Genomic DNA, 24,101 nt, shown 5'->3' with positions numbered 1-24,101 from the left:
CCTCCGCCGCGTATTGGACATACATCAGGAGGGGCACCCGCAGTCCGGGGAGGCTCTCAGGTGCCGCTAAGCGACCACCCACCCAGACCAATCACCAACAGGCTCTGAAGTGAGGACCCCACCATGAAAATCCACCAGCCGATGCTGTTCCTCGGCCTCGGGGGCACCGGATGCCGCGTCGGCCGCGAGCTGGAGCGGGTGCTGCGCGAGTCGCTGTGCGGCCCCGACGGCACCGAGCTCATCGCGCGCATGCCCGGGCAGGACTACCTGCCCTACCAGCTGCCGTCCTGCCTGCAGTTCGTGTACGCGGACCTCAGCATCGACGAGCTGAGCAAGGTGCTGCCGAACGTGGTGCCCAGCTCCGACCACCACGCCGCCGCGCAGCACACCACGCACCTCATCGCGAACCTCGTCCCGCCGAACCACCACAACAGCGCGCAACTGGCCCAGGCGATGCGGATCACCCTGGACGAGCCGATCGGCTGGCTGCCCGGACCGGAGACCGATCCCCGGGTAGCGCCGCTGAGCGCGGGCGCCGGCCAGCTCCCGACGGTCGGCCGGGCGGTGCTGTTCGAGACGATGCGCCAGGGCCACGGACCCGGCGCCGTGCTGCACGGCGTGACCGCGGCTATGCAGCGGATCAAGGCCTCCGGATCGGTGCTGCGCGCTCTCGGCGGGAGGCTGGGCAACGCCGTCGACGTGTTCGTCGCCTTCTCGGTGGCCGGCGGCACCGGCAGCGGCATCTTCTACGACTACCTGCACCTGATCGGCGAACACCTGCGGCAGGCCGGGACGGAGGCCCGGATCTACCCGCTGGTGCTGATGCCCTCGGCGTTCAAAGAAGGCATGGGCGGCGGCCGGGCCGCCGTGCTCAACTCGGCCACCGCGCTCGTCGACCTGTTCCGCCTGATCGACGACCAGAACGCCCAGGGGGCCGGCGACGAGGTCGGCGGCGCCCAGGACCAGGGCCCGCTTTCGGTCTGGTTCCCGGGCGAACCCCGCCCGACCAGCCTGCGGCCCGCCACCGTGCAGACCGCCTTCCTGTTCGGCCGCCCGAAGGACGGGGTGAGCGGCGATGACCTGGTCCGCTCGATGGTCTCGCTGGTCACCACCCTGATCGGCGCCGGCGCCGAGGGCGATCAGTCCTTCGCCGATCGCTTCATCAACGACACGGCCAGCCGCTCGGCGTTCGCCGACACCGGCATCGGGCGGCGGGGCGTGTCGACGTCCGCGGTCGCCTCGCTGACCATCCCGCTCGCGGTGCTCGCGGACGTGGTCAGCTCGCGGCTGCTGGCCGAGGCGGTGCGGGTCATGCGGCAGGCGCCGACCGGGGCCGGGGTGCAAAACCGCGACCTCATCGAGCGCTTCGACGTCGCCGCCGGGCTGGACGGCTTCCTGACCTGTGCGCCGCTGGAGCCCTTCGCCGACGTCGAGGACGTCCCCGTCGGCTACGACTCGATCATCCAGGCGCTGAGCGCCCGGGCGCGGACCATGCAGGAAAGCCTGGACCGCAACGAGCGGCTGCTCGGCCCGCACCTCGGCCGGTTGGCGCGGGACTTCGACCCGGTCAAGGCCGGGGAGGAGCTGTCGCGCACGGTCGACCCGTTCCGGCTGCGGCGGGTCGTGCGCGGCGATCCGGGCTACCCCGAGAAGCTGGACCGCGGCGGGTTCGAGAAGATCCTCTACGACCGCAAGGAATCCCGGCGGGCGCCGGGCGAGTTCGGCCTGCACCCGCCGCAGCCCGAGACCGTGCAGCGGCGGCGCACGCTGCGGCGGCTGCGCTGGCCGGACCAGGTCGTCCAGGACGCGGTCGAGGACCAGGACGCCTGGTACCAGTGGCGGGTCCGGCGGCAGTGGCACGAGGCGTGGCGCCAGAACGAGCGGCTATGGGAGCCGCGCTGGCGCTCATTCTGCGACCGGCTCACCGCCATCACCGACGAGTTCGCGGATCACATCGCCGCGGACGACCGCCAGTTCTCCGAGCGCGCCGCGCAGCTCTACGCGCCCCGGCTCGGGGTGTCCTACCTGCTGCCACCCGGGGACGGCGGGCTGGAGGGCTTCTACTCGCGGGTGTACAAGGTCCTGGAGGAACGGTTCCGCGACCGGCTCGGTGCGAACGCCACGGCCGCCGACATCGTCGGGCTGATCCTCGGCGAGGACGGCTGGTCCGGTGCCTACCGCGTCGGCCGGGAGCAGCCCGAAGCGGCGGTTCACCTGGTGCGCCAACGGATTCGCGGCGCCGTCTCGGAGTGCTTCCGGCCCGGCGGCGGCGAGCGGGCCCTCGTCCCGTCGATCCGGGACCTGCTCGCGGCGACCGTCGGCCGGGCGGACACGGCCATCGACGATGCCGACATCACGTACTTCCGCACGCAGCTGGCCGGACTGGTCCCCGGTGGGTACGCGCCCGCGGGCGAGGGGGACCTGAAGGTGCTCATCTCCTACCCCGGCAGCGCGCCCGACAACGCCGTGGAGACGTCCCTGCGGAAAGACCTGGTGCCGTCCGAGTACGCGCCGTCGATCGTGTTCCGGCCGAACGAGTCCGATTCGCTCGTCGTCGTCTTCTTCCGCACCGGCATGGGCATCACCCAGGTGCCCGAGGTGCGCGAGGCCGTCCAGCTCGCGGCGGATGCCCGGCGGTATGAGCGGGCCGACGACCGGCTGTCGTGGCGGCAGCGGCTCGGCAGGGCCCCGGGCTACCTGATCTCCACCCGGACCGACCGCGCGCTGATCCTGCAGAGCTTCCTCAACGCGATGTGGAACGGCCTCGTGGAGGTGGACCCGCCCGGACAGGACCGCAGCCCGCAGCGGATCCGGGTGCATACCGGCCACGCCGACGCCCCGCCGCTGGTCCTGGAGCTCACCCCGTTCCGGGAGCTCTCCTCGTGGGGCAGCCTGCTGCAGGCCTACGAGGAGTGGGTGATCAGCAACGGCAGCGGCAACAATCGCGACCTCGCCGCGGAGCTGATCGCGATCAAGCCGCGCAACGTGGACCGCGATCCCGAGCCGCCGTCGCCGCTCTACACCACGCTCCACCAGCTCCCGGAGAAGGAAACGCAGCTGCTCGACGAGATCCGCAACCGGCCCGGCATCGGCGCGGGCGAACAGCTCGACCTGATCGAGGAGTTCTGGACCCGGACCCTGCCCGCCGCGCTGGAACTGCCCTTCCGGGGCGTGCAGGCACCGTTCGCGAACCTGCGCGACATGACCGACTACTTCGACTTCCAGTCCCCGGCGGTCGACCGGTGACCGCCCGCCGCGACGACCCCGTCCTCGTCATCGACCTGCGCACCGGCGAGTGCGATGCGGAGCAGGCCGCAGGCGCGGTCCTGGTGCTCGACGATGCGGAGCAGGCCGCCGACCACGACGAGGTTTACCAAGCGCTGCTCGGGAATCCCGCGGTCTCCGGGGTGCTCTGCGTCGCCGTCGACGGCGGCAACGCCGACGGCGCGGTGCGGATCCGGCCCGCGCCGTCGCTGGCGCCCGTCGAGCGGGCGGCGACCGTCTGGATCGGCCACTCCGACGGGATCCGGTGGCGACCGGCCGAGCCGCTGGTGCGAGCGGTCGAGCGAGCCGCGATCTCCGGCCTGGGGCAGCTGGTCGACGCCCTCACCGATCCGGCGGTCTTCGCCGCCGTGGTGAAGGCCGTCAGCACCCTGCCCTACAGCACGGCCAGCGCGGGCATGGTCCTCGAGCGGACCAGCCTGCACGAGGTGGAGCTGCGCCGGGCGCAGGAGGAAGCCATCGCGTGGTTCACCGACCCGGACGCGGGCCGGGTCGGGGCGCAGGAACTGCCCCGGGACGAATTCCGGACCGCTGTCCGGGAAACCATCGAGGTCGACCCCGCCGAGGACGTCCTGCTCCCCGGCGCGGAGCTAGCCGAGGCCCACACCCGCGCCGTCACGGCGCTCAACGCGGCCGACCACGCGCTCACCCGCGTCGACCACTTCCTTGCCCCGCTCCCGAAGCGGCGCCCGAGACCGGCCGTGGGGCCGGTCCTCGCCGAGGCACGGGCGGCGGTGCGGGACTTCCACGACAAGGCCACCCAGCAGTTGCACCGCATCGACGAGAACCTGCGGGGACAGCGCGTCGGCAGGGACGTCGTCGCCCGGCTCGGGGTGCGCGGCCCGGTTCCGGCGCGGCCGCGGGACATCCGCGACCGCTCGCGTCGGCTCGTCGAGGAGTGGCTCGGGCGGTACCGGTCGGTGGCGTGCCTGCTCCCGGACCTCGACGCGGAGCGGGTCGGCCAGGAGCCGCAAGGTTGCGCGGCGGCCATCGCCGAGCTGGACGGGCTGGCACCGCCCGCCGGACCGGCACCGCTGCTCGCGACGTGGCCGCAGCATTCGCTGGTGGTGCCGCTAGCCGCGGTTGCCGGTGGTCTCGCGGCGCTGGGCACCCACGCGCTGGGCATCGCCGCCGCGTTTTTCTTGCCCCTGCTGGTCTTGGCCTGGTTCGCCGCCGGTCTGGTGCTGCAGGCGCGGCAACCGACCGCGACCGGCGAGCAGGGCTTCGCCGTGGCATCGGTGCTCGCCGCGTTGTTCTGGGCGTTGCCGGTGTTCGGCGGCTGGCTGATGGTCTTTCTCGTTGCCGGCGCGGGAATGCCGGACGTGCTGGGCGTGGTCGCGACGCTGCTCGCGGTGCTGCTGTCCGCCTGGACGATTGGGGTTGGCTGGCGGCGTTCGGTGCGGCAGTGGCGGCGCAAGCTCGACTTCGACGGGCTCCGGGACCGGTTGGCCGGGGCCGCGCAGCTGGTGGACGAGGTGATCCGGGCCGAGTGGCGGCCCTCGGCCCGGCGGGCGATGTTCGCGGAAGGGCTGCGCCAGGTATCGATCGGCTTGACCGCCGTCCGGGACGTGCTCGCCGAGCGCGCGGCCGACCTGCTCGATTCTCCCGAGCAGCACGACGGAAACCACCCGTACGACCCACCGGACCGGGACGTCCACCAGGAGGTGTGCGAGGTCGTCGTCACCGACCTGGTCGACCTGACGATCGCCGCCCTCCGCCCGTGCTGGGCCGGGATCGACGCCGATCGGCCCGCGGCACGCGAAGAACACGCGCGGGAGGTGGAGCGGCTGCTCACCGCCTACCGCGAACACCTCGGGCAGTACGGGTTGCTCGTGCCACCGCCCTTCGCCCGCGAACGCGCCCATCGCGCCGAACTCGCCGCCCGGCTCTGGGATGGCTCGCAGGTCGGCGACGCGCTCCGGTGCGGCAGCGAAGCCGAGATGACGCAGCTGTGCCACGCCCGGCAGCTCGGTGCGGTCAGCGCCATGGCCGACCGCGCACAACTCGTGCGGTTCGCACCCGCGTCGGTACGCGGCGGTCGGTGCGGGGATCCGTCAGGCGTCACCTGGACCGGCGAAGCAGAGATCGCGGGAACCCTGCGGCTCGTCCCGCTCAGGCAGGGGGTGTTCCAGTGACGACCGAGGTGCGGTGCCGCGCGATCGACGGCACGCCGCTCACGATCCGGCTGACGGTGGTCGGCGACGCCGGTGTCTCCGGTGGCGGCCTGCCGACCCGCCTGGTGTCGGTGGACGGCGGCCGGCAGCTGCTGCAGAAATGGGTCCCCCGCGCCGATTCCGGTGGTCCGGGGCAGCTTCGCCCGCTGGATCGGGAGATCCGGGCGCTGCACCGCTTCGCGTGGGCGTTCCCGCGCGACAGCTACCCGCCCGAGCTGCCGAGGCTGTGGTACTACGACGTGGACGGCGACGAGCCGTTCGTCCTCGTCGAGCCGTACCGGGGCGAACCCGTCGAGGGGCTGCTGCCGGAACTCGGGGCGCAGCACCGCTACCGGCTCCAGGTGGGCGTGCTGCGCGCCCTGCACCTCGCCGCCGTCGCCGGCGTGGCCCACGGCCGGGTGGAGCTCGGGGCACTGCGGTGGGATTCCGGGAGCAGGACCGTGCAGCTCGTCGACTTCGAGCAGGCCGCCGGGATCGGCGAGCCGCGGGAGACGCCCGACGGCCTGCGAGCCGACGTCCGAGCCGACGTCCGGGACGACGTCTGGGACGCCGGGCTGGCGCTCTGGCGCACGGTGCACCCGCACACCGGGCGCAGCGCGCCGGACCTCACGGTGGACGGCGGCGCGCTGAGCACGTTGCTCGACGGGGTTTTCGCCAACCCGCCGGAGGTCCGCCCGACTCCGGCGGACCTGCTGACCAGGCTCCGCGAGCCCACGGAAGTGCCGGTCTTCGTTCCCGGCAGCGCCCTGGCCCCGGGCGTCGAGGCCTACCTGAACCTGTTGCGGCGCAAGCGGGGAAACGCGGCGGCGCAGGCGGCGCAGAGCGCCCCGGCGCGGTCCTGGCTGCCCTGGCGGCGCGCCTCGAAGTCCGAAGCGGACGAACAGCCGGCGCCGGTCCGCTGCCCGGTGTGCCTGGACTCCTACCCGCGGCCGCTGCCAGACGACGCGCTGTGGCGCCACGAGGACGGGAAGTTCGTCGAGGACGACTCGTCCTCGCAGGACCCGCAGAAGCGGCAGTTCCGCAGCCTCACCGGCTACCGCCGGTGCCCCAACCCGTCGGACGACGTCCCCGGGCACTTCCTGCCCGCGACGTACCACGACCACGGCCCGCCGCTGGTCGTGGCGATGATCGGCCGCCCGTCGGCGGGGAAGACCCACCTGCTCGCCGCGATGGTCCGCGAGGTGGTCGATCGCGGCGGCCTGACGCCCTACGGGCTGACGGCGACCGCGCTGGACCTGCACCGCCACGACCGCTACCGGAAGCAGACCCTCGAACCGGCCGAACGCGGTGCGCGACTGCCGGGCACCGCCGAGGGCCTGACCGACCCGGCGGAGATCCTGCTGCTCAGCGGGCCGGGCGGAAGCAGGCCACTGGTGTTCTTCGACGTGGCGGGCGAGGACCTGCAGGCGGTCGGCGACGCCCGGCTTGCGCGCTTCCTGATCGGCACCGGTGCCGTGATCTTCGTGCACGGGCTGGAAGCCGCGCCCGAGCGCGTCGGCAACCAGGCGTTCGAGATGTCCCTGGCCCGGCTCCGGGCGGTGCCGGATTTCGAGCGGCTGCCCGCGGCGATCGTCGCGACCAAGTCCGATCGGCTGCGATACCTCCCGCCGATCGACCGCTGGCTGCGGCACCGCAACGGTCCCCTCGCGATGATCGATCCCGCGCTCCTGCACATGGAGAGCAGTTCGGTCTACGCGTTCCTGCAGAACCGGGGGGAACACGCCGCGCTGACCCCGTTCAGCGTCTTCGACCGGTGCACCCTGCACTTCGTGTCGGCCAGCGGCAGCGAAGCCGCGCCGGGGGAGGAACGGTTCCCGCGTGGGTTCGAGCCGGTCCGGGCGCTGGAGCCGCTGATCGCCATCCTTGCGATGGCCGGGATGATCGACGCTGGCCGGGTCGGTACCTGAGCCGAGACGGGCCCGGTCTACTCCGGTCGCTTCGGCGATCCCAGGACTTCGGCCACGAGGAGATGCCTGGATGTTCTGACCCGCCGCCGTTTACTCCGATCGGGCTACTGTGGACGAGAACTACCCGGTCGAGTGACAAGGCCCGGCTGTGCAGGGCCAACGCCGGTTACCGCCGCCAAGCGGGCATCGGCGGTGCCGGGCGGCCGGACCGGGATCCTGGGCGGCGCGCTGAGCGGCGCTCGATCAATTCGAGCAGCTCAGCGCGCTGCACGGGGAAGTGCCGGCGGCCACATCCGACCGAGGAAGGCCCCACCCGGGCCAAGGGGCGTTCGCCGGTCGGTGCCACGCGGGCCGCACGCCTGAGCGCGCACCGCTGGCCGCACGGGCATACCTTGGCCCGGAGTGATCGTGGACCTCCCCCAAACAAAGCCGCGGTACCGCGATCACCCGCCCGTGGCCTGCTTCTTCGGCCTCCCCCCAAAATCCCTCCGAAGAAGCAGGCCACCTCTTTCCTCCCCGGCAACACGGCGATGGTTGCTCGGACAACATGGGCCCGCAACCGCACACCGCCCGGGCATCACCCCACTGCTGCTTCGGCTCAGGACTCCAGGGCTGGGAAGTTCCGCCGGGACTCCGGGACGGCCAGGCCGCCGGCGCCACCGATGCGTCCAAATAGGACAGCTGCTAAACCGTCTCGATCTGCTGGCGGGGTGAGAACTCGTGGCCGCCGAGCTCCTGCGGGATGCCGATCTTGAACAGCTGACTGCGGTGATCCATTTCCGGGCGCAACCTATTCGGGTGCTCCGCTGCGGGTACCGGCTTCGCGGACCTTCGCGGTCGAATTGTGACTGTATTTCACGTAGTCAATGATGGTAAATTTCCAACATAACCCCGAACGGGGGAGGCGACTGTTGGCGTTGCGAGATATGGTTCAGACAGGTGCGCACGAAATAGCCGATCGGCCGTCCTCGATCCGATTCGAGGGCACGCAAAAAAATGGGGGCGAGAGGTCGGGGACCCGCTGCAACGCGAGTCTCCGGTCCCTCGATGGCCACGGAGTGGTCTCAAATGGATCTGTTCACGAGGTGCAGCGACCTCCCGTACGAGCAGTTGTGCGAGGAGATCAGGATTGCTGGGCGGGCGCGCAAGGAAGCTCTGGGGAGGGGTGCGGCCGCCGACGTGGAAGCGGCGGAGTCGGTGCTGAACTGGTTCCTGGAGGAACTGGCGGACCGGCTGAGGCAGGGGGTGCACCGCGACGAGCAGCCGCGGGGTTACTGACAGTTCCGGATCCTGTGTCAATGTGTGACAGAGCGTGGTGTAGTGTGTTGCTTGCTGACCGAGCGAAAGCCAAGCCCGGTCAGCGGTTTTCCTGCGGCGGCAGGTGAAACACGTCAGGTACCGCGAGTTGCGTGGGAACCGGCCGCAAGGCCAAACGCACGTGGAGACCGTGTCAGACCAGCGTTCGTGCTGGCAGTGGTCGAGGAAGCGTGAAGGCCACCAGTCTTCCTGATGGTCAACGCAGGTGGCGCAAGTCATCTGCTCACGGAACGTTTTGACACGTTTCGTGAACGGTGAGCCGGTTCCGCGGTAAAACGGACACGCGTCGTGGCGTCGCCACGCGCGTGCCCGGCTCCCGCTTCCCGGGCGTTTCAGCCGGTGTTGCGGGAGTTCAGCCGGGAGCCGGGCGCGGCTAGTTGGCTGCGGGCGGTCACCAGGGCGGTTCGCGCGTCGTCGCGGGCGCCCTCGGCCAGGCGGTCTGCGGCGGTGCGAACCGCGGACGCGGCGTCGTCGGAGATCTCGATATGCGGGTGCTGGTCCAGGAAGCCGACCGCGCGGGTCAACGCCTGGTGCGCTCGGTCCCCGGGATTGTACTGCGCGGTGAGCAAATCGATTAGTGCTGTGTCCACCGCGTCGCGCAGGGCTGCCTCGGTCGAGGTGTGCGGTACTGCAGTCACGGGGCGGAAGTCTATGCCCTGCAACGGATCTTCAGCGTCCTCGGGCCGCACCCACATGGGTGGTCCTTGGTCGACTGAGTGCGTCGGAGATCCGCGCCCCGACGGCCGATCCCGCTTGGCCCGACGGCCGATCACCCGGGCCGCGCGGTCCCGGTAGCTTCGGCGCGCTCGGTCAAGCGCTGCATGGCGGTGGCGCGGGCCGAGTGCACGTGGTGCAGGGTGGCCTGCCGTGCCGCCTCGGCGTCGCCGGCGAGCAGCGCGTCGAGGATCCGCTGGTGGTCATCGCGAGCCATCTCCACCCGGCCGGGCACCATCAACGTGGTCTGCATGCCCTGGTGCAGGATCTGCTGCAGGACATCGAGGGTCTGCTGCAGGAATTTGTTGCCCGCCGCCGCCACTATGGCCAGGTGGAAGTCGGCGTCGAGCTGCTGCAGGCCGTCGAAGTCGCGCGGCACCTGCTCGGCAGCCTCCACCATGCTCTCCAGTACGTCCGAAACCCGCTGCAGCGCAGCGGTGTCCTGGCGCTCGGCGGCCCAACCAGCCGCAGGCACCTCCAGCACCTCGCGCATCGCGAACAACTCGCTGATCGAATGGCGCTGGGTGGCCAGCGCCTCGCGGAGCTCACGGGCGGTCTCGGGCTCGGCGATGAACACGCCGCGGCCGTGCACCACCAGGAGCACGCCCCTACCCTTCAGCGCACCGATCGCCTCGCGCACCGTCGGCCGGCTCACCCCGAGCAGCTCGGCGAACTCGCGTTCCGGTGGAAGCCGGTCGCCCGGGCTGTACCGCCCCGATTCGATCGCCTGCATGATCTGCAGCTTGACCTGATTGGCGACCGATCCCGGCGACAACCGCTCCCACATCCGCATCCACTCCAGAAGTCATCCTTGACCTTGACCGCAAGTCTACGGTCCGTCCTTTCGCGGCCCGGCGGAGTCGCTTCGACCCGGGGCCGGGCGTTTCCGGCCGGCCCCGGGTAAAACGTTTTACCGGCGAACAGCAGGTGTTGTTCTGGCTCTACACCAACGATGATGCACAGGTAGGCGTAGCGACGTTCCTGGAGAAGCGATGTTCCTGGAGAAGCGATCGGCGGTGTTCCGTGACGACTGAACTCGAATTGCGAAACGACCACCTGGCGGTGCAGTTGACGCCCGACCGGGGCGCGGACATCACCGCGCTGACCGATGCCCGGACCGGCGCGCAGCTGCTCTACCGCACGCCGTGGGCGGATTCGGCCCAGCCCGGGCCGTGGGCGCCGGAGTCCCGCCAGTCCTGGCAGGCGTTGTACCAGGGTGGTTGGCAGCTGCTGTGCCCGAACGCCGGCGATGCGTCGAACGTCGCGGGCGGCACCTGGGGTTTTCACGGCGAAGCCTGCCTGCTGCGCTGGAAGGTCGATGAGTCCACTTCGGACTCTGCGACCCTTTCGGTGCGGTTGAGCCAGGCTCCGCTGCGGATTCGGCGGCAGGTAGTGCTGGACGGATCGGTGCTGAAGGTGGCGGACACGTTCCACAACGAGAGTCCCGACCCGGTTTCGGTGGCGATCGTGCACCACCCGGCCTTCGGCGCACCCTTGGTGACGCCGGGGGCGCGGATCGCATCGGGTGCGCAGAAGCTCACGGTGGACCCGACGTCCGGTCCCGTAGTGGAAGCCGGTGCGACGCTCGCGTGGCCGGTCTCGGAGCTGTCGACGCTGCCGCCCGGCGGTCCCGGTCAGGCCACGCTCGCGTACTTCGGTGATTTCACCGAACACTGGGTGTCGATCACGAGCGCCGACGGCGACCTAGGCGTGGCCATGGCGTGGAACGGCGACGTGCTCCCGAACGCCTGGCTGTGGTTCGAAGGCAACGCGACACCCGGATTGCCCTGGTACCGAACGGAATACGTCTTCGCGGCCGAGCCAGCGTCGACGATCCCCGCGGGCGGCGTCGAGCAGGCGAGGGCAAACGGCGGGAACCTCGTCGAAATCGCCCCGCGCGGTTCGGTGTCCACCGCGGTGTGCCTTGCGGTGCACCACGATTCCCGGCCGGTCACCGGCATGGACCTGACCGGCCGGATCACGTTCGAACGAGACGACCGATGACGTTCGACGGGAGAACGAGCGGTACCGGAAGGCTGGCATCCCCCGGCCTTCAGTAGTCCAGGGGTGGGGAGGATGTCAGCAAAGCTTGCGGCCGACGCCGGCGAGGCCGGTGAACCGCTCGGGGTGCTCGGCGATGTCGGCCGCGGCGACCGGACGCCACAGCGGCAGGGTCACGACACCCGGATCGATCAGTTCGAACCCGTCGAAGAACTCGGTGACCGCGGCGCGCGTGCGCATGGTCAACGGCGTGGCGGTGCGCTGCCGGTAGAGGTCGGCGTGCGACGGTGCCACGTCGGGTCGCCCATCGGCGCTGGCGTGCGAAAGGATGAGGAAGCTGCCCGGCGCGAGCGCTTCGCGGTACCTGGCGACGATCTCGTTGGGCCGGGACTCGTCACCGACGAAATGCAGGACCGCGACCATCATCAGCGCCACCGGCCGGCTCAGGTCCAGCAGCTCCGCGAGATCGGGGGAGTCGAGGACCTGGTCCGGCTCCCGGAGGTCCGCGCGGACGATCGTGGCGTTCGGGTTGTCCCGCAACAGGTTCTTGCTGTAGGCGACCGCGACCGGATCGGTGTCCACGTAGACCACGCGGGAGTCCGGCGCCGCGCCCTGGGCGACCTCGTGCACGTTGCCGACGGTCGGGATGCCTGAGCCGAGGTCGAGGAACTGGCGGATGCCCTGCTCGGCGCAGTACTGCACGGCCCGCCGCAGGAAGGCGCGGTTGGCCTGCATGATCAGCGGCAGCTCGGGCCACATGTGGATGGCCTCTTCGGCCATCTGGCGGTCGATCGCGAAGTTGTGGTTGCCGCCGAGGTAGTAATCGTAAACCCGGGCCGCGTTCGGCTTGTCGAGGTCGATGCTCTCCGGCTCGGGCGGCAGCTCCGACATCCATTCCTCCTCACGGCTGGGCGGCGCATCCCGCCGCCCAGCCGTGATGTTAACCCCGCCCGTTATGCCCTGTCTCCGGCCATCGGTCACAAGGCGGGCTCGGCGCCGCGGCCGAGCTTGACCACCACGCCGAGGGCCAGCAGGGCGACCGCAGCGCCGCCGGTCATGGTGATCGCCATCGCGGGGCCGTCGTTGCCGAGGAGCCCGACCAGCGGCGCGATCAGCGCGCCGAGGCCGAACTGCCCGGCGCCGAGCAGCGCGGCAGCGGTCCCCGCGGCCTCGCCGTGCCGGGACAGCGCGAGCGCCGGGGCGTTCGGGAGCACGAAGCCCATCGCGCCCAGCACCAGCCACAACGGCACGATGAACCCGAACAGTCCGCCCGTCCCGGTGGTGGTCAGCGCCGTCAGCACCAATCCGGCGGCGGTCGCCGCGATCAGCGCGCCGGTGACGATCTGCCTGGGCGTGTACCGGTTGAGCAGCACGACGTTGAACTGCGACGCCCCGATGAGCGCCACCGCGCCGACGCCGAAGACCAGTCCGAACGCCTGCTGGTTGAGGCCGAACTGCTCCTGCAGCACGAACGACGAGCCGGAGATGTAGGAGAACAGCGCCGACATCGCCAGCGCCGCCACGATCGCCAGCAGCACGAAGTCGCGGTCGGTCAGCAGGGACCGGTAGGTGCGCAGCACCGGGCGGAACTCCGCGGCCTGGCGGCGCTCCGGCGGCAGCGTCTCCTTCAGCGCGAAGATGGCGACGACCAGCAGGATCGCGCCCAGAATTGCCAGTGCGCCGAACACGCCGCGCCACGAACCGGCCAGCAGGATGGCGCCGCCCAGCGTCGGCGCGAGGATCGGCGCCACGCCCATCACCAGCATCAGCCGGGACAGGGCGGTGGCCGCCGCACGGCCGCTGAACAGGTCGCGCACCACGGCCATCGCGACGACCATGGTCGCGGCCGTGCCGACGCCCTGCAGCGTGCGCAGCGCGCCCAGCACCGCGACGTTCGGCGCGATGAGGCACGCCACCGACGCGACGATGTGCAGGGCGGTCCCCGTGATCAGCGGAGTCCGCCGGCCGACGATGTCGGAGAACGGGCCGATCAGCAGCTGGCCCAGGCCGAGCCCGAGCAGCGTGCCGGTGAGGGTCAGCTGCACGGCGGATGCGGAAGCCTGCAGGTCGTTGCCGATCGCAGGCAGCGCCGGCAGGTACATGTCGATGGTCAGGGGGCCGAGGGCGATGAGCGCCCCCAGCACGAGGATCACCCGGAACCGCTCGAATCCGGTTGGCTCATCGGCCACCGGTTGTGCACGGTGTGCCTCCGATGGGCTGTGCACCGCAACGTTGTCCATCGTTACCTTTCGAATTCACCGCTGGAGGATTTGGGGAATCTGACTCGGGTTTCAGCAATCGGGTCGATCTCTTTGTTCCCGGCGCCGCGACGAATTCGCTGTGATGCGGGCTACACTGGTCGCGATCGGCAAGGAATCCGTTGAGCAGCGCCGGATTTCGACCGATTTATGTTAACGTTGCGAATCATCCATTGTGGACTGAAATCGTGCCCGGGAAATGTCAAATGAATTTCCCGGGTCGAAACGGTGTCGTAACACCGGGTCGATCGCCCACCGCTTCCCGCCCCTCGGCGGAACGCTCCACCCGGGCCGCTCCACCCGGGCCGCTCCACCCGGGCCGCTCCACCCGGGCCGCTCCACCCGGGTCGCTCCGGCGGCGATTTCGCGCGAAATCGGTGTTCCTCACGCGAGCGGCTCGTCGATTTCGCGCGAAATCGCCCACGTACCGGGCGGCGCTTCAGGACGTCCGGCCGCTGGCGATGAGATCCCGCCGCTCGCGCTCGCCCAGGCCGCCCCAGACGCCGTATGGTTCGCGGGCCTTCAGCGCATGGGCCCGGCACTGCCGCATGACCGGGCACTTCCGGCAGATGCTCTTCGCCCGGCGCTCGCGGTTGTCGCGGGCGCTGCCGCGCTCGTTCTCCGGGTGGAAGAACCGGCCCACGTTGACGTCGCGGCAGGCCGCTTGGAGCTGCCAGTGCCAGGCTTCGCTGACGGGTTTGGGCAACCGAGCTGTTGCGGCCACTGCTACCACCTCCGGTGATCTTGCGTTGGCTGGCACCAGTCGCCCTACCCGCCGCGGTGCCCCGGTACACCTCCTGCGGCGAAGTGAACCCGGGGTTGATCGAGCAAGATTCACTTGTCCGGACGCGTGCTCGGCCAACGGGTCGGATGTCCACAGCGGACAGTGCTGGCCGATCCGGCCGGCCCACTACCGGCCGGGGGTAACCTTTAGCCCGGACCGGTGGCGATGGGAGCGGAGATGCACGGATACACCCAGGACAAGGACAACTACCTGAAGCGCTTGGCGCGCATCGAGGGGCAGGTCCGCGGGTTGGCCCGGATGATCGAGGAGGACAAGTACTGCATCGAAATCCTGACCCAGATCTCCGCGGCCACCAGGGGCCTGCAGGCGGTGTCCCTGCGGCTGCTCGACGAGCACCTCAAGCACTGCGTCGCCGAGGCGCTGTCCGAGGGCGGGAAGAACGCCGACGAGAAGGTGCGCGAGGCCAGCGAGGCGATCGCGCGGCTGGTCAAGTCCTGACCTGCGCCGGCGCCGGCGCCGCGCCGAAGTCGAGTGGTCGAGGGGCACCCGCGGCCTGGGTCGCGGGTGCCCCTCGCTCAAGAGCTGGTCAGCCCTGGGAGAGCAGGCCCCGCATGGTTTCGATCTCGGCTTGCTGGGTGTCGATGATCTGCTGCGCCAGATGCTTCGCCGCCGGGAACTGGCCGCTGGCGAGCTCGGTCTGCGCCATGGCGACCGCGCCCTCGTGGTGCTTGATCATCAACGTCAGGAACTGCCGGTCGAACTCCGCGCCGCGAGCCCGTTCGAGCTGCTGCATCTCGGTGTCCGACATCATGCCGCCCATGTCGCTGTTACCGATATCGCCGTTACCGATGTCGCCGTGACTCATGGCGCCGTGGTCCATGCCGGGCATGGACGCCGGGGCGCCCCAGTCGCGCAGCCAGCCGGTGAGCGTCTGGATCTCCGGGCCCTGCGCGGCCTCGATCTGCCGGGCCAGGTTCTTGACCTCCTCGGACTGGGCCCGCTCCGGCGCCAGCCGGGACATCTCGATCGCCTGCTCGTGGTGCGGGACCATGCCCTGCGCGAACGTGACGTCGGCCGCGTTGTTCGCCGCCTGCGGGTTGGTGCCGGGCTGGCTCGCGCTGGTCGGCGCCCCGTGGCCGGGCATGTTGCTCATGTCGTCACCGCCGCCGCAACCGGCCATGACGGCCGCTGCTGCGACCGCGCCGATGGCAGCGGTGAGCACGCGCGTGCGCTTCATGTGTTGTCCTCGTCTTTCGTGAGCTGAATCGGGCATGCGGAAGCAGGCCACGGGTTCCGAGGCCGCTCGGCTGCCGATCAGCGCCGAAGCACGCACAACATCGCCAACCGCCGGGGCACCGGGGTGGGCGGTCGGAAGCGGGTGAACGCCGTTATCGCGAGCGGCTTCGGGGTCCCGGCCGAGGCGCTGGCGATGCGGTGCAGGACGGGGAGCAGGAGCGCGATGAACCCGGCGGCGATCGCTAGGCAAAGGTGCAGCAGGCCGTGGTCCGGCGCTGCGGGCGGTTCGCCGCGCTCGGCCGGCATCCCGGCGTGCATGGCGGCCGCTGCGGGCGGTTCGCTGTGCTCGGTCGGCATCCCGGCGTGCATGGCGGCCGCTGCGGGCGGTTCGCTGTGCTCGGTCGGCATCCCGGCGTGCATGGCGGCCGCTGCGGGCGGTTCGCTGTGCTCGGTCGGCATCCCGGCGTGCATGGCGGCCGCTGCGGGCGGTTCGCTGTGCTCGGCCGGCATCCCGGCGTGCATGGCGGCCGCTGCGGGCGGTTCGCTGTGCTCGGTCGGCATCCCGGCGTGCATGGCGGCCGCTGCGGGCGGGTGGGACTCGTGGTGCTGCGCGGGCACGTGGTGCATCAGCACCACGCCGAGCGCGAGCACCACCAGGAGTCCCCACCGCACGAGCCTCGAACGCGCCTGCACGACAGCAACCATACCGGGGCTGGGTTCAGGACTTGACGAGCCGGGCGATCGCGTCGCTGGCCTCGCGGATCTTCTCGGCGGCCTGCCCGCCGCCCTCGGCCACCGCCTCGGACACGCAATGCTTGAGGTGCTCGTCAAGCAGCCCGAGGGCCACCGCCTGCAGGGCCTTGGTGGTCGCCGAGACCTGGGTCAGCACGTCGATGCAGTACTCGTCGTTGTCGATCATCCGCGCCAGGCCGCGCACCTGGCCCTCGATGCGGCGCAGTCGCTTGGCGTAGTCGTCCTTGTTCTGGGTGTAGCCGTGCATCGCGACCTCCTCGGGTGCTCCGGCGACACCACCGTTATACCCCCAGGGGGTAATGCGGGCAAGGTGGCCTCAGAGGAAGCCGTCTGGCCTGACCGGCTCCTTCGCGGACTCCGGGTCGTTGCGCTCGGTGCGCCGTAGCCACAGCACGCCGCCGAGCTGCACCAGCGCGGCGGCGCCGGTCAGCACCACCGCGATGACCGCGAACGACGGCCAGTCGTAGATGAAGCCCAGCACCACGGCAGCGACGAAGAAAAGTGCCGTGCGCACCAGCAGCACGGTGAGCCGACTCTTGTTGATCATTCCGGGCACCTTTCTGCAGACGTTCGCCACCGTTGGGCCCGTGAGTACTTTTGGGCGCTATAGCACCCGAAAGTACTCACGGGCCCTAGACGCGAGTGTAGGCGGCGCGAACCGCCAGCCGCGCCCCGCGCCAGATCAAGAAGTGCCTGCTGAGCCCGATGAACGACAACTCACGCCGGGCGTCGGCGATTCGACTCAGCACTCCGGCGACCAGCGCGACTCGATCCGGGATGTCGTCGACGATCACGTGCTCGTGCCGGGCGTGATCGCCATCACCGCTGGCACCGAGCCCGTCGAGCACCGGAAGGCCAAGCGCGGAAACAAAGTTCGCATCACTGCCGACACCGACGCTGATCGGTTCGAGCGGCGTGTGCAGAGATGTGGCGCTGACCCGGATGTCGATGAGGCAGCTGGCCTTCCCCGCGATGACGTTGCGGGCGGTGCCACCGCTGACGGTGCCGACGTTGATCGTGGTTCCACGCTCGTGGTCGGCTTCTCCGGTGAGCTGGCTGATGATCTCGGCCAGCGGGTGGATCGCGCTGGCACAATCGGTGGCGTTGTTCCCGGAGTGGGCCTTCACGCCGTGCGTGGTAATGGTGAAGATCCCGACGCCCTTGCGCTCCGTCTTGACGTCCCAGCCGGCACCCGGTTCCAGCACCAGAGTGGCCAGGCAGTCCTGTGCCGCGCGTTCGATGTGGGGCCGGGACATCGGGCTGCCGAGCTCTTCGTCGTCGTTGAACATGAACCGCACGGCCGGGCACGTCAGGTCGAACGCGCGCAGCGCCAGCAGCGCCCAGTCACCCGGGGTTGGCGCAATTTCGCGAGAAATGTGCCTTCACCCGGGTGACGGTCGATTTCTCGCGAAATTGCGCCGCGTCGGGACCCAGCCGGGCACCGGGTCCCCTACCGGCCCCGACCGGGCGCGCAGCGGGGTGTCCATGCGAGGCAGCTTGGCTCAATGAGCCGACTAAATTGTTGCCGGGCGGTCGTCCCGCCCGGCAACAACTCGCCTATCAGCGTGTCATGCCTTCAGCGCGTCCGCAGGGGGAACACCTGGCTCCCCAGCGGGCACGCAGTAGATGGGATTGGCCGGAACGCTTGGCACCTCGCTGGGGTCGCCGCTGGGGTCGTCGCTGGAGATGGGCAGCGTCGGTGCCGGCACGCCGTCCGGCGTGCATTCGATGGGCGGAGTCGGATGCGTGGGGCTCTCAGTAGTGCCTCCGGCGAGAGCGGCTGCGGACGTGGTGGCGAGACCGACAACGGCCAGGCCGGCCAACGTGAGTGACTGCGCGATTCGCATTGTCTTCATGTGAAAATCTCCGAATGGTTTCCGGTTTTCATTCCGAATGTTCATCGGAACTAGCGCTAGAGTGCCTGATCTGGTGTTGGTTGAGCGTCAGGCAGCGCCTTATCATTTCTTTAGGGTGGAAGGCGCAGACTGTGTTGCCCGTACGCACTTTTCGCTCGTCGAGGGCGGCGCGCACTGTGGTATAGGAGTGCTATGCGCGTACTGGTGGTCGAGGACGAGAGAATGATGGCGGACGCGGTGGGTGAGGGTTTGCGGGATAGCGGACTTGCCGTGGACGTCGTTTATGACGGTGCCGCCGCGCTCGAGCGATGCGTCAGCACCAGCTACGACGTCGTCGTACTCGACCGCGGACTCCCATTGGTGCACGGCGACGAAGTATGCCGCTCGCTCATCGCGGAGCGTCGTGAGACACGGATCCTGCTGCTCACCGCTGCGTCCGGGGTCGCCGACCGAGTCGCTGGACTCGAACTCGGTGCGGATGATTATCTGCCCAAACCGTTCGCCTTCACCGAACTCGTCGCTAGAGTGCGCTCACTGGGACGACGGAGCAGGCCGGCTGTACCGCCGATATTGCAACGCGCAGGCATCGCCTTGGACCCGGCGCGGCACCGGGTCACGCGTCACGAACGCCCGCTTTCCTTGACCAAAAAGGAATTTACTGTCCTCGAAGAATTGCTTCGTGCGGATGGTGCGGTCGTTTCGGCTGAGGAACTGTTGGAAACGGCATGGGACGAGAACATCGATCCCTTTACCAACGTCGTGCGCGTAACCATGGCAACGCTGCGGCGCAAGCTGGGCGATCCCTCACCTGTCGAGACCGTCTCCGGTGTTGGGTACCGGATCCCGTGAAACGCTGGCCGCTGCGGGTCAGGCTGACACTCGCGTACGTGATGCTGACAGCGGTCACGGGCGGGATAATGCTCGGCCTGATCCTGCTGATGGCGCAGCCGGTAACCCCAATGGGTGCCACGAGCGCCCCCGTGGTTCCTGGCTCGTCGCCATTGGACGTCGCGCCCGAGCTTGGGGTGACGCCGATGACTGATCCAGAAGATCCGGAACTCGTCGATGTTGCCGGCACCTTGACCTATTCGTCCGTGCTCGAAAACGGTGTCGTCGCCCTGGCGATCGTCATGGCGGTGGCCTCTGTCCTCGGGTGGTTGACGGCCCGGCGGGCGCTGCGCCCGGTCCGGTCCATCACGAGTGCTGCTCGACGGGCGGCCGACCAGGAGTTGAGCACGCGCATTTGCCTATCCGGGCCCAACGACGAGATCAAGGAACTCGCCGATGCCTTCGACCACATGCTGGCGCGGCTGGAGCGTTCGTTCGCCAGCCAGCGCAGATTCCTCGCGAACGCCGCTCACGAGCTGAAGACCCCGGTAGCGGCGCAGCGAGCGGTCACCGAGGTGGCGATGACGCGGCCTGACGCCGAAACCGGGACCATAGAGCTGGGCCGCAAACTCCTGGCCAGCCTGGACCATCAACAGCGCGTACTCACTGGCCTGTTCGCGTTGGCCCAAAACGCTGAAACCGTCGAGAGGAGAGACACCGTCAACCTAGCTGACCTCACTCACGACATCCTGCACGAGCGAATCGCCCGTAACGACGAACAGATTGAGCCCAGATCGGAACTTGACGTGACCAAGGTCCGTGGTGACGCCGCCCTGCTCGAACAACTGATCCGCAACCTCATCGAAAACGCTTTCGTCCACAATGAACCCTGCGGCTGGGTGTTCGTACGCACCGTCGGCACGCCGACCGAGTCCGTCCTAGAGATCGCGAACGGCGGTACCCACATCGACGCCACCAAGATCGACCAATTGTTCGAACCATTCAGGCGGTTGTGCTTCAACAGGGCGAGCCCGCCCCCGGGCAGCGGCCTCGGACTCTCGGTGGTGCGAGCGATCACCGAAGCACATGGCGGTTCCGTCACTGCTCGGCCACGTGACGAGGGCGGGCTCGTCGTCCGGGTTTGCTTGCCGGCTGCCTGACACATGCCCCGCGAGCAGGCTTAACCGGTGCGGCGCTGGCGGGGGCTGTCGCCGGCGTCAGAGCTGCTCAGGTTGAGCTCGATCTTCGCGCCCCAGGCGCTGCCGTCGATGTCCTGCGCCGAGCCGAACGCGCTGACAGCACCCGGGTTGTTGAATGCGCCGTCCAGCCGACGGAACTCGTCCACCGCCGCGCGCACCAGCGCCGCGACCTCGCTTTCCACCGTCACATCGGTGGGTACGAACAGCGCCCGGCCCCCGGTGCCGTGGATGTCGGCCGCCAGCTGTTCGCCGACGTCCTTGCTCCGCGCGCCCAGGACCATCGCCGCGCCTTCGGCGGCCAGCCGCCGGCTCGACGCCTCGCCGATCCCTGATCAGCGGGGTTCCGGGGGCCTTGGACGTCCCTGGAATTCCACGCTCCTTGTCGCGAAACGTCCGAGTCCGATCACGTCGAGTGATCTTGATCCGATACAGTGAGTTTGTGTCAGGGGGGACACGCGCGTGTGCCTGCGGGCGGGCAGCGCGTCCGCGGCGTGCCGAGCGACCTGTCCCTGAGCGGGCCAGAACCATGGAAAGTACGTGGAAGTGACAACCCAGAACGAGCCTTCGGCACCCCCTGGAAAACCGCGACGTCGCCGGTCCGAGCGGTCGAACAACTCCATCCGGTCGCGGCTGACCTGGGCAGTCGTCATCCCGTGGATCGTCGTCGGCATCCTCTGGAGCGTGGGGTGCGCCCTGTTCGCCTACCAAGCCGTCTACGCCCAGCAGGTCGCCTCCGGTGTCCGGCAGCTGTCGCTGCCCGCGATGGCCGCGCTGGAGGAGGTGAAGAAGGAACGCCTGCGCAGCCTGGAGGTCGTGAGCCAGCCGGGGCTGGACATGACCGAACTGGTCGACCAGCAGGGCCGGACCGACCGTGCGATCGGTGAGATGAACGCTGTCGCCAGCGAGCTGCTCGAGCCGGCGCCGGACGAGATCCGGCGACCGATGGCCGACCTGACCGGCTACTTCGCTCGGATGAGCGACATCCGCTCGAAGGTGGCCACCAAACAGGCCACGGTCGACGAGATCGACGACTTCTACAACGGCCTGTTCGACACCGCCGCGTACCTGGCCGACATGCAGGCGCGGATCATCCCCGACCCGGAGACGCTGCAAGGCGTGCTCACCGCTACAGACCTCTTCCGGGCCACGGACATGCTCTCCCGCGAAGCGTCGCTGGTCGGTACCGCGCTGAGCAACGGCCAGATGACCCCCGAGCAGCACCGGCAGATCGCTCGCTACATCGACGCGCATCACACCACGATGGAACAGAGCGCCTCGACCCTGCTGCCGAACGTCCGCGTGCGGTACGAGCAGATGCTGGCCAGCCCCGCCTGGCAGGAGTTGATCGCCGCCGAGAACCGCATCATCGCCACCCCCGGCTTCAACAAGAGCCAGGCGCCGGTGAAGCTCGAAGACTGGCGCCGGATCACCAACCAGGTCGGCTCCGACATGTCCGGACTGGTGTACACCCAGGTGGACGACGTTTCCGCCGCAGGTGTGGACAACAGCATCAGTCCACTGTGGACGGTGCTGTGGGGCAGCCTGGGCGCCTTGGCGGTCGCGGTCGTGTCGTTCGTCTTCTCCCGCCGCGTCTACCGCACGGTCGTCGACGAGGCGCTGCTGACCCGGCTCCAGGGCCTGCGCAGCGAATCGCTGGAAATGGCCCAGAAACTGCCGGACGTCGTGCGCAGGCTGCGCAACGGCGAGCCCGTCGACATGCAGACCGAGATGGTGGCGCTGGAGCACTACGGCCACGACGAGGTCGGCCAGGTGGCGCAAGCGATCCGGCTGTTCCAGCAGGAAGCGGTGGAGGCGGCCGTCGGCGAAACCCGGGCCCGGCAGGGTGCGCGCGTGGTGTTCGTCGGCATGGCGTACCGGATCCAGCGGTTGCTGCGGCACATGCACGGCACCATCGACCAGTTGGAGCGCAACGAGGAGAACTCCGCGCAGCTGGCCAAGCTGTTCGACCTGGACAACTCGACCACCCGCGCCCGGCGCACGGTGGAGAATCTGCTGGTGCTCGGTGACCAGCAGCCGGGCCGGCGGTGGAGCCGCCCGGTCGCGCTGATGGACGTGCTGCGCTCGTCGGTCTCGGAGATCGACCAGTACTCGCGGGTGGTCATCGGGCACGTCCCGGAGGTGATGATCAGCGGTGCCGCCGTCGGCGACACGATCCATCTGATCTCCGAACTGATCGACAACGCGACCGCGTTCTCCCCGCCGACGACCCAGGTGCACGTGGACGCCACCGCGGTGGCGCGCGGCATCGCCATCGACATCGCCGACCAGGGTCTGGGCATGGACGCGGCGAACCGCGACCACGCGAACTCGATGATGTCCGAGCCGCCGGAGTTCGACCGGCTGGTGCTGGAGAACAACAAGGCGGAGCAGCTGGGCCTGTTCACCGCCGCGCGGCTGGCGCACCGCCGCGACATCACCGTGAAATTCGGCGTTTCCGCTTACGGCGGAACCCGCGCCACCGTGCTGCTGCCGGACCGCATCCTGGATGCCGAAAACGCGCTGAGCACCAGCAACGGCAGCGGCGGACTGCCCGGCTTGCCGACCGGGCGCGAGGCGGGAAGTGGCGCCAAACACGAACTCGACGCACCATCGGAGGTGCCGCAGTCGCGGGAATTGAGCTGGAATGGGGCCATGACCGACCAGCCGACCCCGCCGGCGCCGGAGCCGGTCGAAACGACTTACGAGTGGCCGAAGTCGGAAATTGCCCCGCAGGCCGACCCGCCCCGGTTCGAGCCTGCGTCGCAACCCGACCCGAACCCGGCACCGCTGCCGGAGTCCCCGGCGGAGCGGCGGCGGGCCGCGGGCGGACGTCCGGCGTTGCCCAAGCGCGTCCCGCAGACGCACCTCGTGGAAGGCCTGCGCGACGACCCGGACCGGGAGGAGCAGGCCGTCATCGCATCCCCGACCCGGTTGGCGGGGTTCCGGAGGGCGTTCCGCGGCGGCTTCGACGACGCGCCCGACGACGCGCCCGGCGACCGCTCGTAAGCAGACCAGACAACAGCGCAAGTGTGTGAGGTGGGCATGACCGAAACAGCATCGAAACTGAGTTGGCTGCTGGACGACTTCGTGCAGGGCGTGCACGGTGCCGACCACGCCGTCGTGCTGTCCAACGACGGACTGGTGATCGCCAAGTCCGCCGGCATGGACCGCGACTCCGCCGACAAGTTGGCGGCTGCTTCGTCGAGCATGCGCAGCATCGGCAAGGGCGTCAGCAAGGACTTCGACCGAGGACAAGTGGCGCAGACGCACGTCGAGATGGAGCGCGGATTCCTGTTCGTCTCCGCGGCCGGCAGCGGGGCGTGCTTGGCAGTGCTGAGCGCGTCGGAGGCGGACATCGAGCTGGTCGCCTACGAGATGGGCCGACTGATCACCCGGGTCGGCAGCTTCCTGTCGGCCGCTCCGAGGGACGTGCGTGGCGTGGCGGCGGAAAGGACCTGAGCGTGGACGAGGCGTGGTACGACGATGAAGCGGGCCCGATAGTCCGCCCGTACACGATCACGCGTGGACGCACTACCGGCAGGCACGCCCGGATCGACACGGCCAGCCAGATCATGACCGCCGAGCCCCAACTGGAGGCGCCGCGGATGGAACTGACCCCGGAGTACCGCTGGATCCTGGACGCCTGCGTTCGTCCGGTGTCGCTGGCGGAGCTGGCAGTCCTGATGAAACAGCCGTTGGGCGTGGTCCGAGTCCTGTGCAGCGACCTGCTCGACCACGGCGCCATCCTCGTGCGCTCGCCGCGTACCGAAGTCAGCCGAGAAATCCTGGAGCAGGTGTACCGTGGGCTTTGCCAACTCTAGCCCGGCCGAA

At 69.6% G+C, this 24,101-nt stretch carries 23 protein-coding genes; 11 read left to right on the top strand and 12 right to left on the bottom strand.

Annotation, left to right across the window (positions count from 1 at the left end; genetic code table 11):
• Positions 1–123 precede the first annotated feature (123 nt).
• The 4 genes from ACRXBZ_RS07290 (at position 124) to ACRXBZ_RS07275 (ending at position 8,641) form a co-directional block, all read left to right on the top strand.
• Positions 124–3,246 carry a tubulin-like doman-containing protein gene (locus ACRXBZ_RS07290; RefSeq protein ID WP_433878384.1) on the top strand — a complete coding sequence of 1,041 codons (3,123 nt, stop codon included), beginning with the start codon at positions 124–126 and terminating at the stop codon, positions 3,244–3,246.
• Positions 3,243–5,417 (top strand): hypothetical protein, encoded by a 2,175-nt coding sequence (locus ACRXBZ_RS07285; protein WP_433878383.1) that lies wholly within the window; start codon positions 3,243–3,245, stop codon positions 5,415–5,417. Before ACRXBZ_RS07290 ends, ACRXBZ_RS07285 begins: the two co-directional genes overlap by 4 nt.
• Complete coding sequence (locus tag ACRXBZ_RS07280) at positions 5,414–7,363, top strand: hypothetical protein (protein ID WP_433878382.1); 1,950 nt, start codon at positions 5,414–5,416, stop codon at positions 7,361–7,363. Before ACRXBZ_RS07285 ends, ACRXBZ_RS07280 begins: the two co-directional genes overlap by 4 nt.
• 1,068 nt (positions 7,364–8,431) lie before the next feature.
• Positions 8,432–8,641, top strand: coding sequence for a hypothetical protein (locus ACRXBZ_RS07275; protein WP_433878381.1), 210 nt, complete (start codon positions 8,432–8,434; stop codon positions 8,639–8,641).
• Positions 8,642–9,012: 371 nt separating this feature from the next.
• On the opposite strand, the gene ACRXBZ_RS07270 is transcribed toward ACRXBZ_RS07275, so the two are convergent.
• Together ACRXBZ_RS07270 and ACRXBZ_RS07265 are read right to left on the bottom strand one after the other, a co-directional pair.
• Positions 9,013–9,375, bottom strand: a complete 363-nt coding sequence (locus ACRXBZ_RS07270) for a hypothetical protein (RefSeq protein WP_433878380.1) — start codon at positions 9,373–9,375, stop codon at positions 9,013–9,015.
• 74 nt (positions 9,376–9,449) lie between these two features.
• Positions 9,450–10,187: a FadR/GntR family transcriptional regulator gene (locus ACRXBZ_RS07265; protein WP_433878379.1), complete on the bottom strand. Its 738-nt coding sequence runs from the start codon at positions 10,185–10,187 to the stop codon at positions 9,450–9,452.
• A 230-nt stretch (positions 10,188–10,417) separates the two neighbouring features.
• Between ACRXBZ_RS07265 and ACRXBZ_RS07260 the strand changes: the two genes are divergently transcribed.
• Positions 10,418–11,398: a DUF4432 family protein gene (locus tag ACRXBZ_RS07260; RefSeq protein ID WP_433878378.1), complete on the top strand. Its 981-nt coding sequence runs from the start codon at positions 10,418–10,420 to the stop codon at positions 11,396–11,398.
• Positions 11,399–11,473: 75 nt separating this feature from the next.
• On the opposite strand, the gene ACRXBZ_RS07255 is transcribed toward ACRXBZ_RS07260, so the two are convergent.
• From ACRXBZ_RS07255 to ACRXBZ_RS07245, 3 genes are all read right to left on the bottom strand, one after another.
• Positions 11,474–12,286 (bottom strand): SAM-dependent methyltransferase, encoded by an 813-nt coding sequence (locus tag ACRXBZ_RS07255; RefSeq protein WP_433878377.1) that lies wholly within the window; start codon positions 12,284–12,286, stop codon positions 11,474–11,476.
• Positions 12,287–12,372: 86 nt separating this feature from the next.
• A complete protein-coding gene (locus ACRXBZ_RS07250) occupies positions 12,373–13,635 on the bottom strand; it encodes a multidrug effflux MFS transporter (RefSeq protein ID WP_433878376.1) in 1,263 nt (420 codons plus the stop codon).
• Positions 13,636–14,092: 457 nt separating this feature from the next.
• The gene (locus ACRXBZ_RS07245) at positions 14,093–14,377 is read right to left on the bottom strand and encodes a WhiB family transcriptional regulator (protein WP_433878375.1); all 285 of its coding nucleotides are present in this window, start codon (positions 14,375–14,377) and stop codon (positions 14,093–14,095) included.
• A gap of 237 nt (positions 14,378–14,614) precedes the next feature.
• Between ACRXBZ_RS07245 and ACRXBZ_RS07240 the strand changes: the two genes are divergently transcribed.
• A complete protein-coding gene (locus ACRXBZ_RS07240) occupies positions 14,615–14,896 on the top strand; it encodes a metal-sensitive transcriptional regulator (RefSeq protein ID WP_433878374.1) in 282 nt (93 codons plus the stop codon).
• 88 nt (positions 14,897–14,984) lie between these two features.
• Here the strand turns inward: ACRXBZ_RS07240 and ACRXBZ_RS07235 are convergent, their stop codons facing one another.
• From ACRXBZ_RS07235 to ACRXBZ_RS07210, 6 genes are all read right to left on the bottom strand, one after another.
• Positions 14,985–15,635: a DUF305 domain-containing protein gene (locus ACRXBZ_RS07235; RefSeq protein WP_433878373.1), complete on the bottom strand. Its 651-nt coding sequence runs from the start codon at positions 15,633–15,635 to the stop codon at positions 14,985–14,987.
• 77 nt (positions 15,636–15,712) lie between these two features.
• Positions 15,713–16,327 carry a hypothetical protein gene (locus ACRXBZ_RS07230; protein ID WP_433878372.1) on the bottom strand — a complete coding sequence of 205 codons (615 nt, stop codon included), beginning with the start codon at positions 16,325–16,327 and terminating at the stop codon, positions 15,713–15,715.
• Between the two features lie 25 nt (positions 16,328–16,352).
• On the bottom strand, positions 16,353–16,634 hold the full coding sequence (locus ACRXBZ_RS07225; RefSeq protein ID WP_168584389.1) for a metal-sensitive transcriptional regulator: 282 nt from the start codon (positions 16,632–16,634) through the stop codon (positions 16,353–16,355).
• 69 nt (positions 16,635–16,703) lie between these two features.
• Complete coding sequence (locus ACRXBZ_RS07220) at positions 16,704–16,934, bottom strand: hypothetical protein (RefSeq protein ID WP_433878371.1); 231 nt, start codon at positions 16,932–16,934, stop codon at positions 16,704–16,706.
• Between the two features lie 85 nt (positions 16,935–17,019).
• Positions 17,020–17,685 carry a M20/M25/M40 family metallo-hydrolase gene (locus ACRXBZ_RS07215; RefSeq protein ID WP_433878370.1) on the bottom strand — a complete coding sequence of 222 codons (666 nt, stop codon included), beginning with the start codon at positions 17,683–17,685 and terminating at the stop codon, positions 17,020–17,022.
• Positions 17,686–17,955: 270 nt separating this feature from the next.
• Entirely contained in the window at positions 17,956–18,243 is a 288-nt protein-coding gene (locus ACRXBZ_RS07210; RefSeq protein WP_433878369.1) for a hypothetical protein, read from the bottom strand.
• A 192-nt stretch (positions 18,244–18,435) separates the two neighbouring features.
• On the opposite strand from ACRXBZ_RS07210, the gene ACRXBZ_RS07205 reads away from it, so the two are divergent.
• On the top strand, positions 18,436–19,092 hold the full coding sequence (locus tag ACRXBZ_RS07205; RefSeq protein ID WP_433878368.1) for a response regulator transcription factor: 657 nt from the start codon (positions 18,436–18,438) through the stop codon (positions 19,090–19,092).
• Positions 19,089–20,231, top strand: a complete 1,143-nt coding sequence (locus tag ACRXBZ_RS07200; protein ID WP_433878367.1) for a sensor histidine kinase — start codon at positions 19,089–19,091, stop codon at positions 20,229–20,231. The genes ACRXBZ_RS07205 and ACRXBZ_RS07200 overlap by 4 nt, the downstream gene beginning before the upstream one ends.
• Before the next feature lie 20 nt (positions 20,232–20,251).
• On the opposite strand, the gene ACRXBZ_RS07195 is transcribed toward ACRXBZ_RS07200, so the two are convergent.
• A complete protein-coding gene (locus ACRXBZ_RS07195) occupies positions 20,252–20,596 on the bottom strand; it encodes an SDR family NAD(P)-dependent oxidoreductase (RefSeq protein WP_433883819.1) in 345 nt (114 codons plus the stop codon).
• A gap of 211 nt (positions 20,597–20,807) precedes the next feature.
• On the opposite strand from ACRXBZ_RS07195, the gene ACRXBZ_RS07190 reads away from it, so the two are divergent.
• Genes ACRXBZ_RS07190 through ACRXBZ_RS07180 form a run of 3 tightly spaced genes read left to right on the top strand, consistent with a single transcriptional unit; the run spans position 20,808 to position 24,091 of the window.
• Complete coding sequence (locus ACRXBZ_RS07190; protein WP_433878366.1) at positions 20,808–23,276, top strand: sensor histidine kinase; 2,469 nt, start codon at positions 20,808–20,810, stop codon at positions 23,274–23,276.
• A 36-nt stretch (positions 23,277–23,312) separates the two neighbouring features.
• Complete coding sequence (locus ACRXBZ_RS07185) at positions 23,313–23,729, top strand: roadblock/LC7 domain-containing protein (protein WP_433878365.1); 417 nt, start codon at positions 23,313–23,315, stop codon at positions 23,727–23,729.
• 2 nt (positions 23,730–23,731) lie between these two features.
• Entirely contained in the window at positions 23,732–24,091 is a 360-nt protein-coding gene (locus ACRXBZ_RS07180; protein ID WP_168584382.1) for a DUF742 domain-containing protein, read from the top strand.
• Positions 24,092–24,101 lie beyond the last annotated feature (10 nt).

Source organism: Saccharopolyspora hattusasensis, from assembly GCF_050972075.1.
In the GTDB taxonomy this organism is placed as follows: Bacteria; Actinomycetota; Actinomycetes; order Mycobacteriales; family Pseudonocardiaceae; genus Saccharopolyspora; species Saccharopolyspora hattusasensis.
The sequence above is the reverse complement of the archived record's forward strand: the minus strand, read 5'-3'. Positions and strand labels throughout refer to the sequence as shown.

Coding starts and splice junctions, on each gene's coding strand:
- ACRXBZ_RS07205 (WP_433878368.1), top strand. CDS start 18,436: ATGCGCGTACTGGTGGTCGAGGACGAGAGAATGATGGCGGACGCGGTG.
- ACRXBZ_RS07255 (WP_433878377.1), bottom strand. CDS start 12,286: ATGTCGGAGCTGCCGCCCGAGCCGGAGAGCATCGACCTCGACAAGCCG.
- ACRXBZ_RS07290 (WP_433878384.1), top strand. CDS start 124: ATGAAAATCCACCAGCCGATGCTGTTCCTCGGCCTCGGGGGCACCGGA.
- ACRXBZ_RS07185 (WP_433878365.1), top strand. CDS start 23,313: ATGACCGAAACAGCATCGAAACTGAGTTGGCTGCTGGACGACTTCGTG.
- ACRXBZ_RS07250 (WP_433878376.1), bottom strand. CDS start 13,635: ATGGACAACGTTGCGGTGCACAGCCCATCGGAGGCACACCGTGCACAA.
- ACRXBZ_RS07270 (WP_433878380.1), bottom strand. CDS start 9,375: ATGTGGGTGCGGCCCGAGGACGCTGAAGATCCGTTGCAGGGCATAGAC.
- ACRXBZ_RS07240 (WP_433878374.1), top strand. CDS start 14,615: ATGCACGGATACACCCAGGACAAGGACAACTACCTGAAGCGCTTGGCG.
- ACRXBZ_RS07210 (WP_433878369.1), bottom strand. CDS start 18,243: ATGAAGACAATGCGAATCGCGCAGTCACTCACGTTGGCCGGCCTGGCC.
- ACRXBZ_RS07220 (WP_433878371.1), bottom strand. CDS start 16,934: ATGATCAACAAGAGTCGGCTCACCGTGCTGCTGGTGCGCACGGCACTT.
- ACRXBZ_RS07275 (WP_433878381.1), top strand. CDS start 8,432: ATGGATCTGTTCACGAGGTGCAGCGACCTCCCGTACGAGCAGTTGTGC.
- ACRXBZ_RS07235 (WP_433878373.1), bottom strand. CDS start 15,635: ATGAAGCGCACGCGCGTGCTCACCGCTGCCATCGGCGCGGTCGCAGCA.
- ACRXBZ_RS07225 (WP_168584389.1), bottom strand. CDS start 16,634: ATGCACGGCTACACCCAGAACAAGGACGACTACGCCAAGCGACTGCGC.
- ACRXBZ_RS07265 (WP_433878379.1), bottom strand. CDS start 10,187: ATGCGGATGTGGGAGCGGTTGTCGCCGGGATCGGTCGCCAATCAGGTC.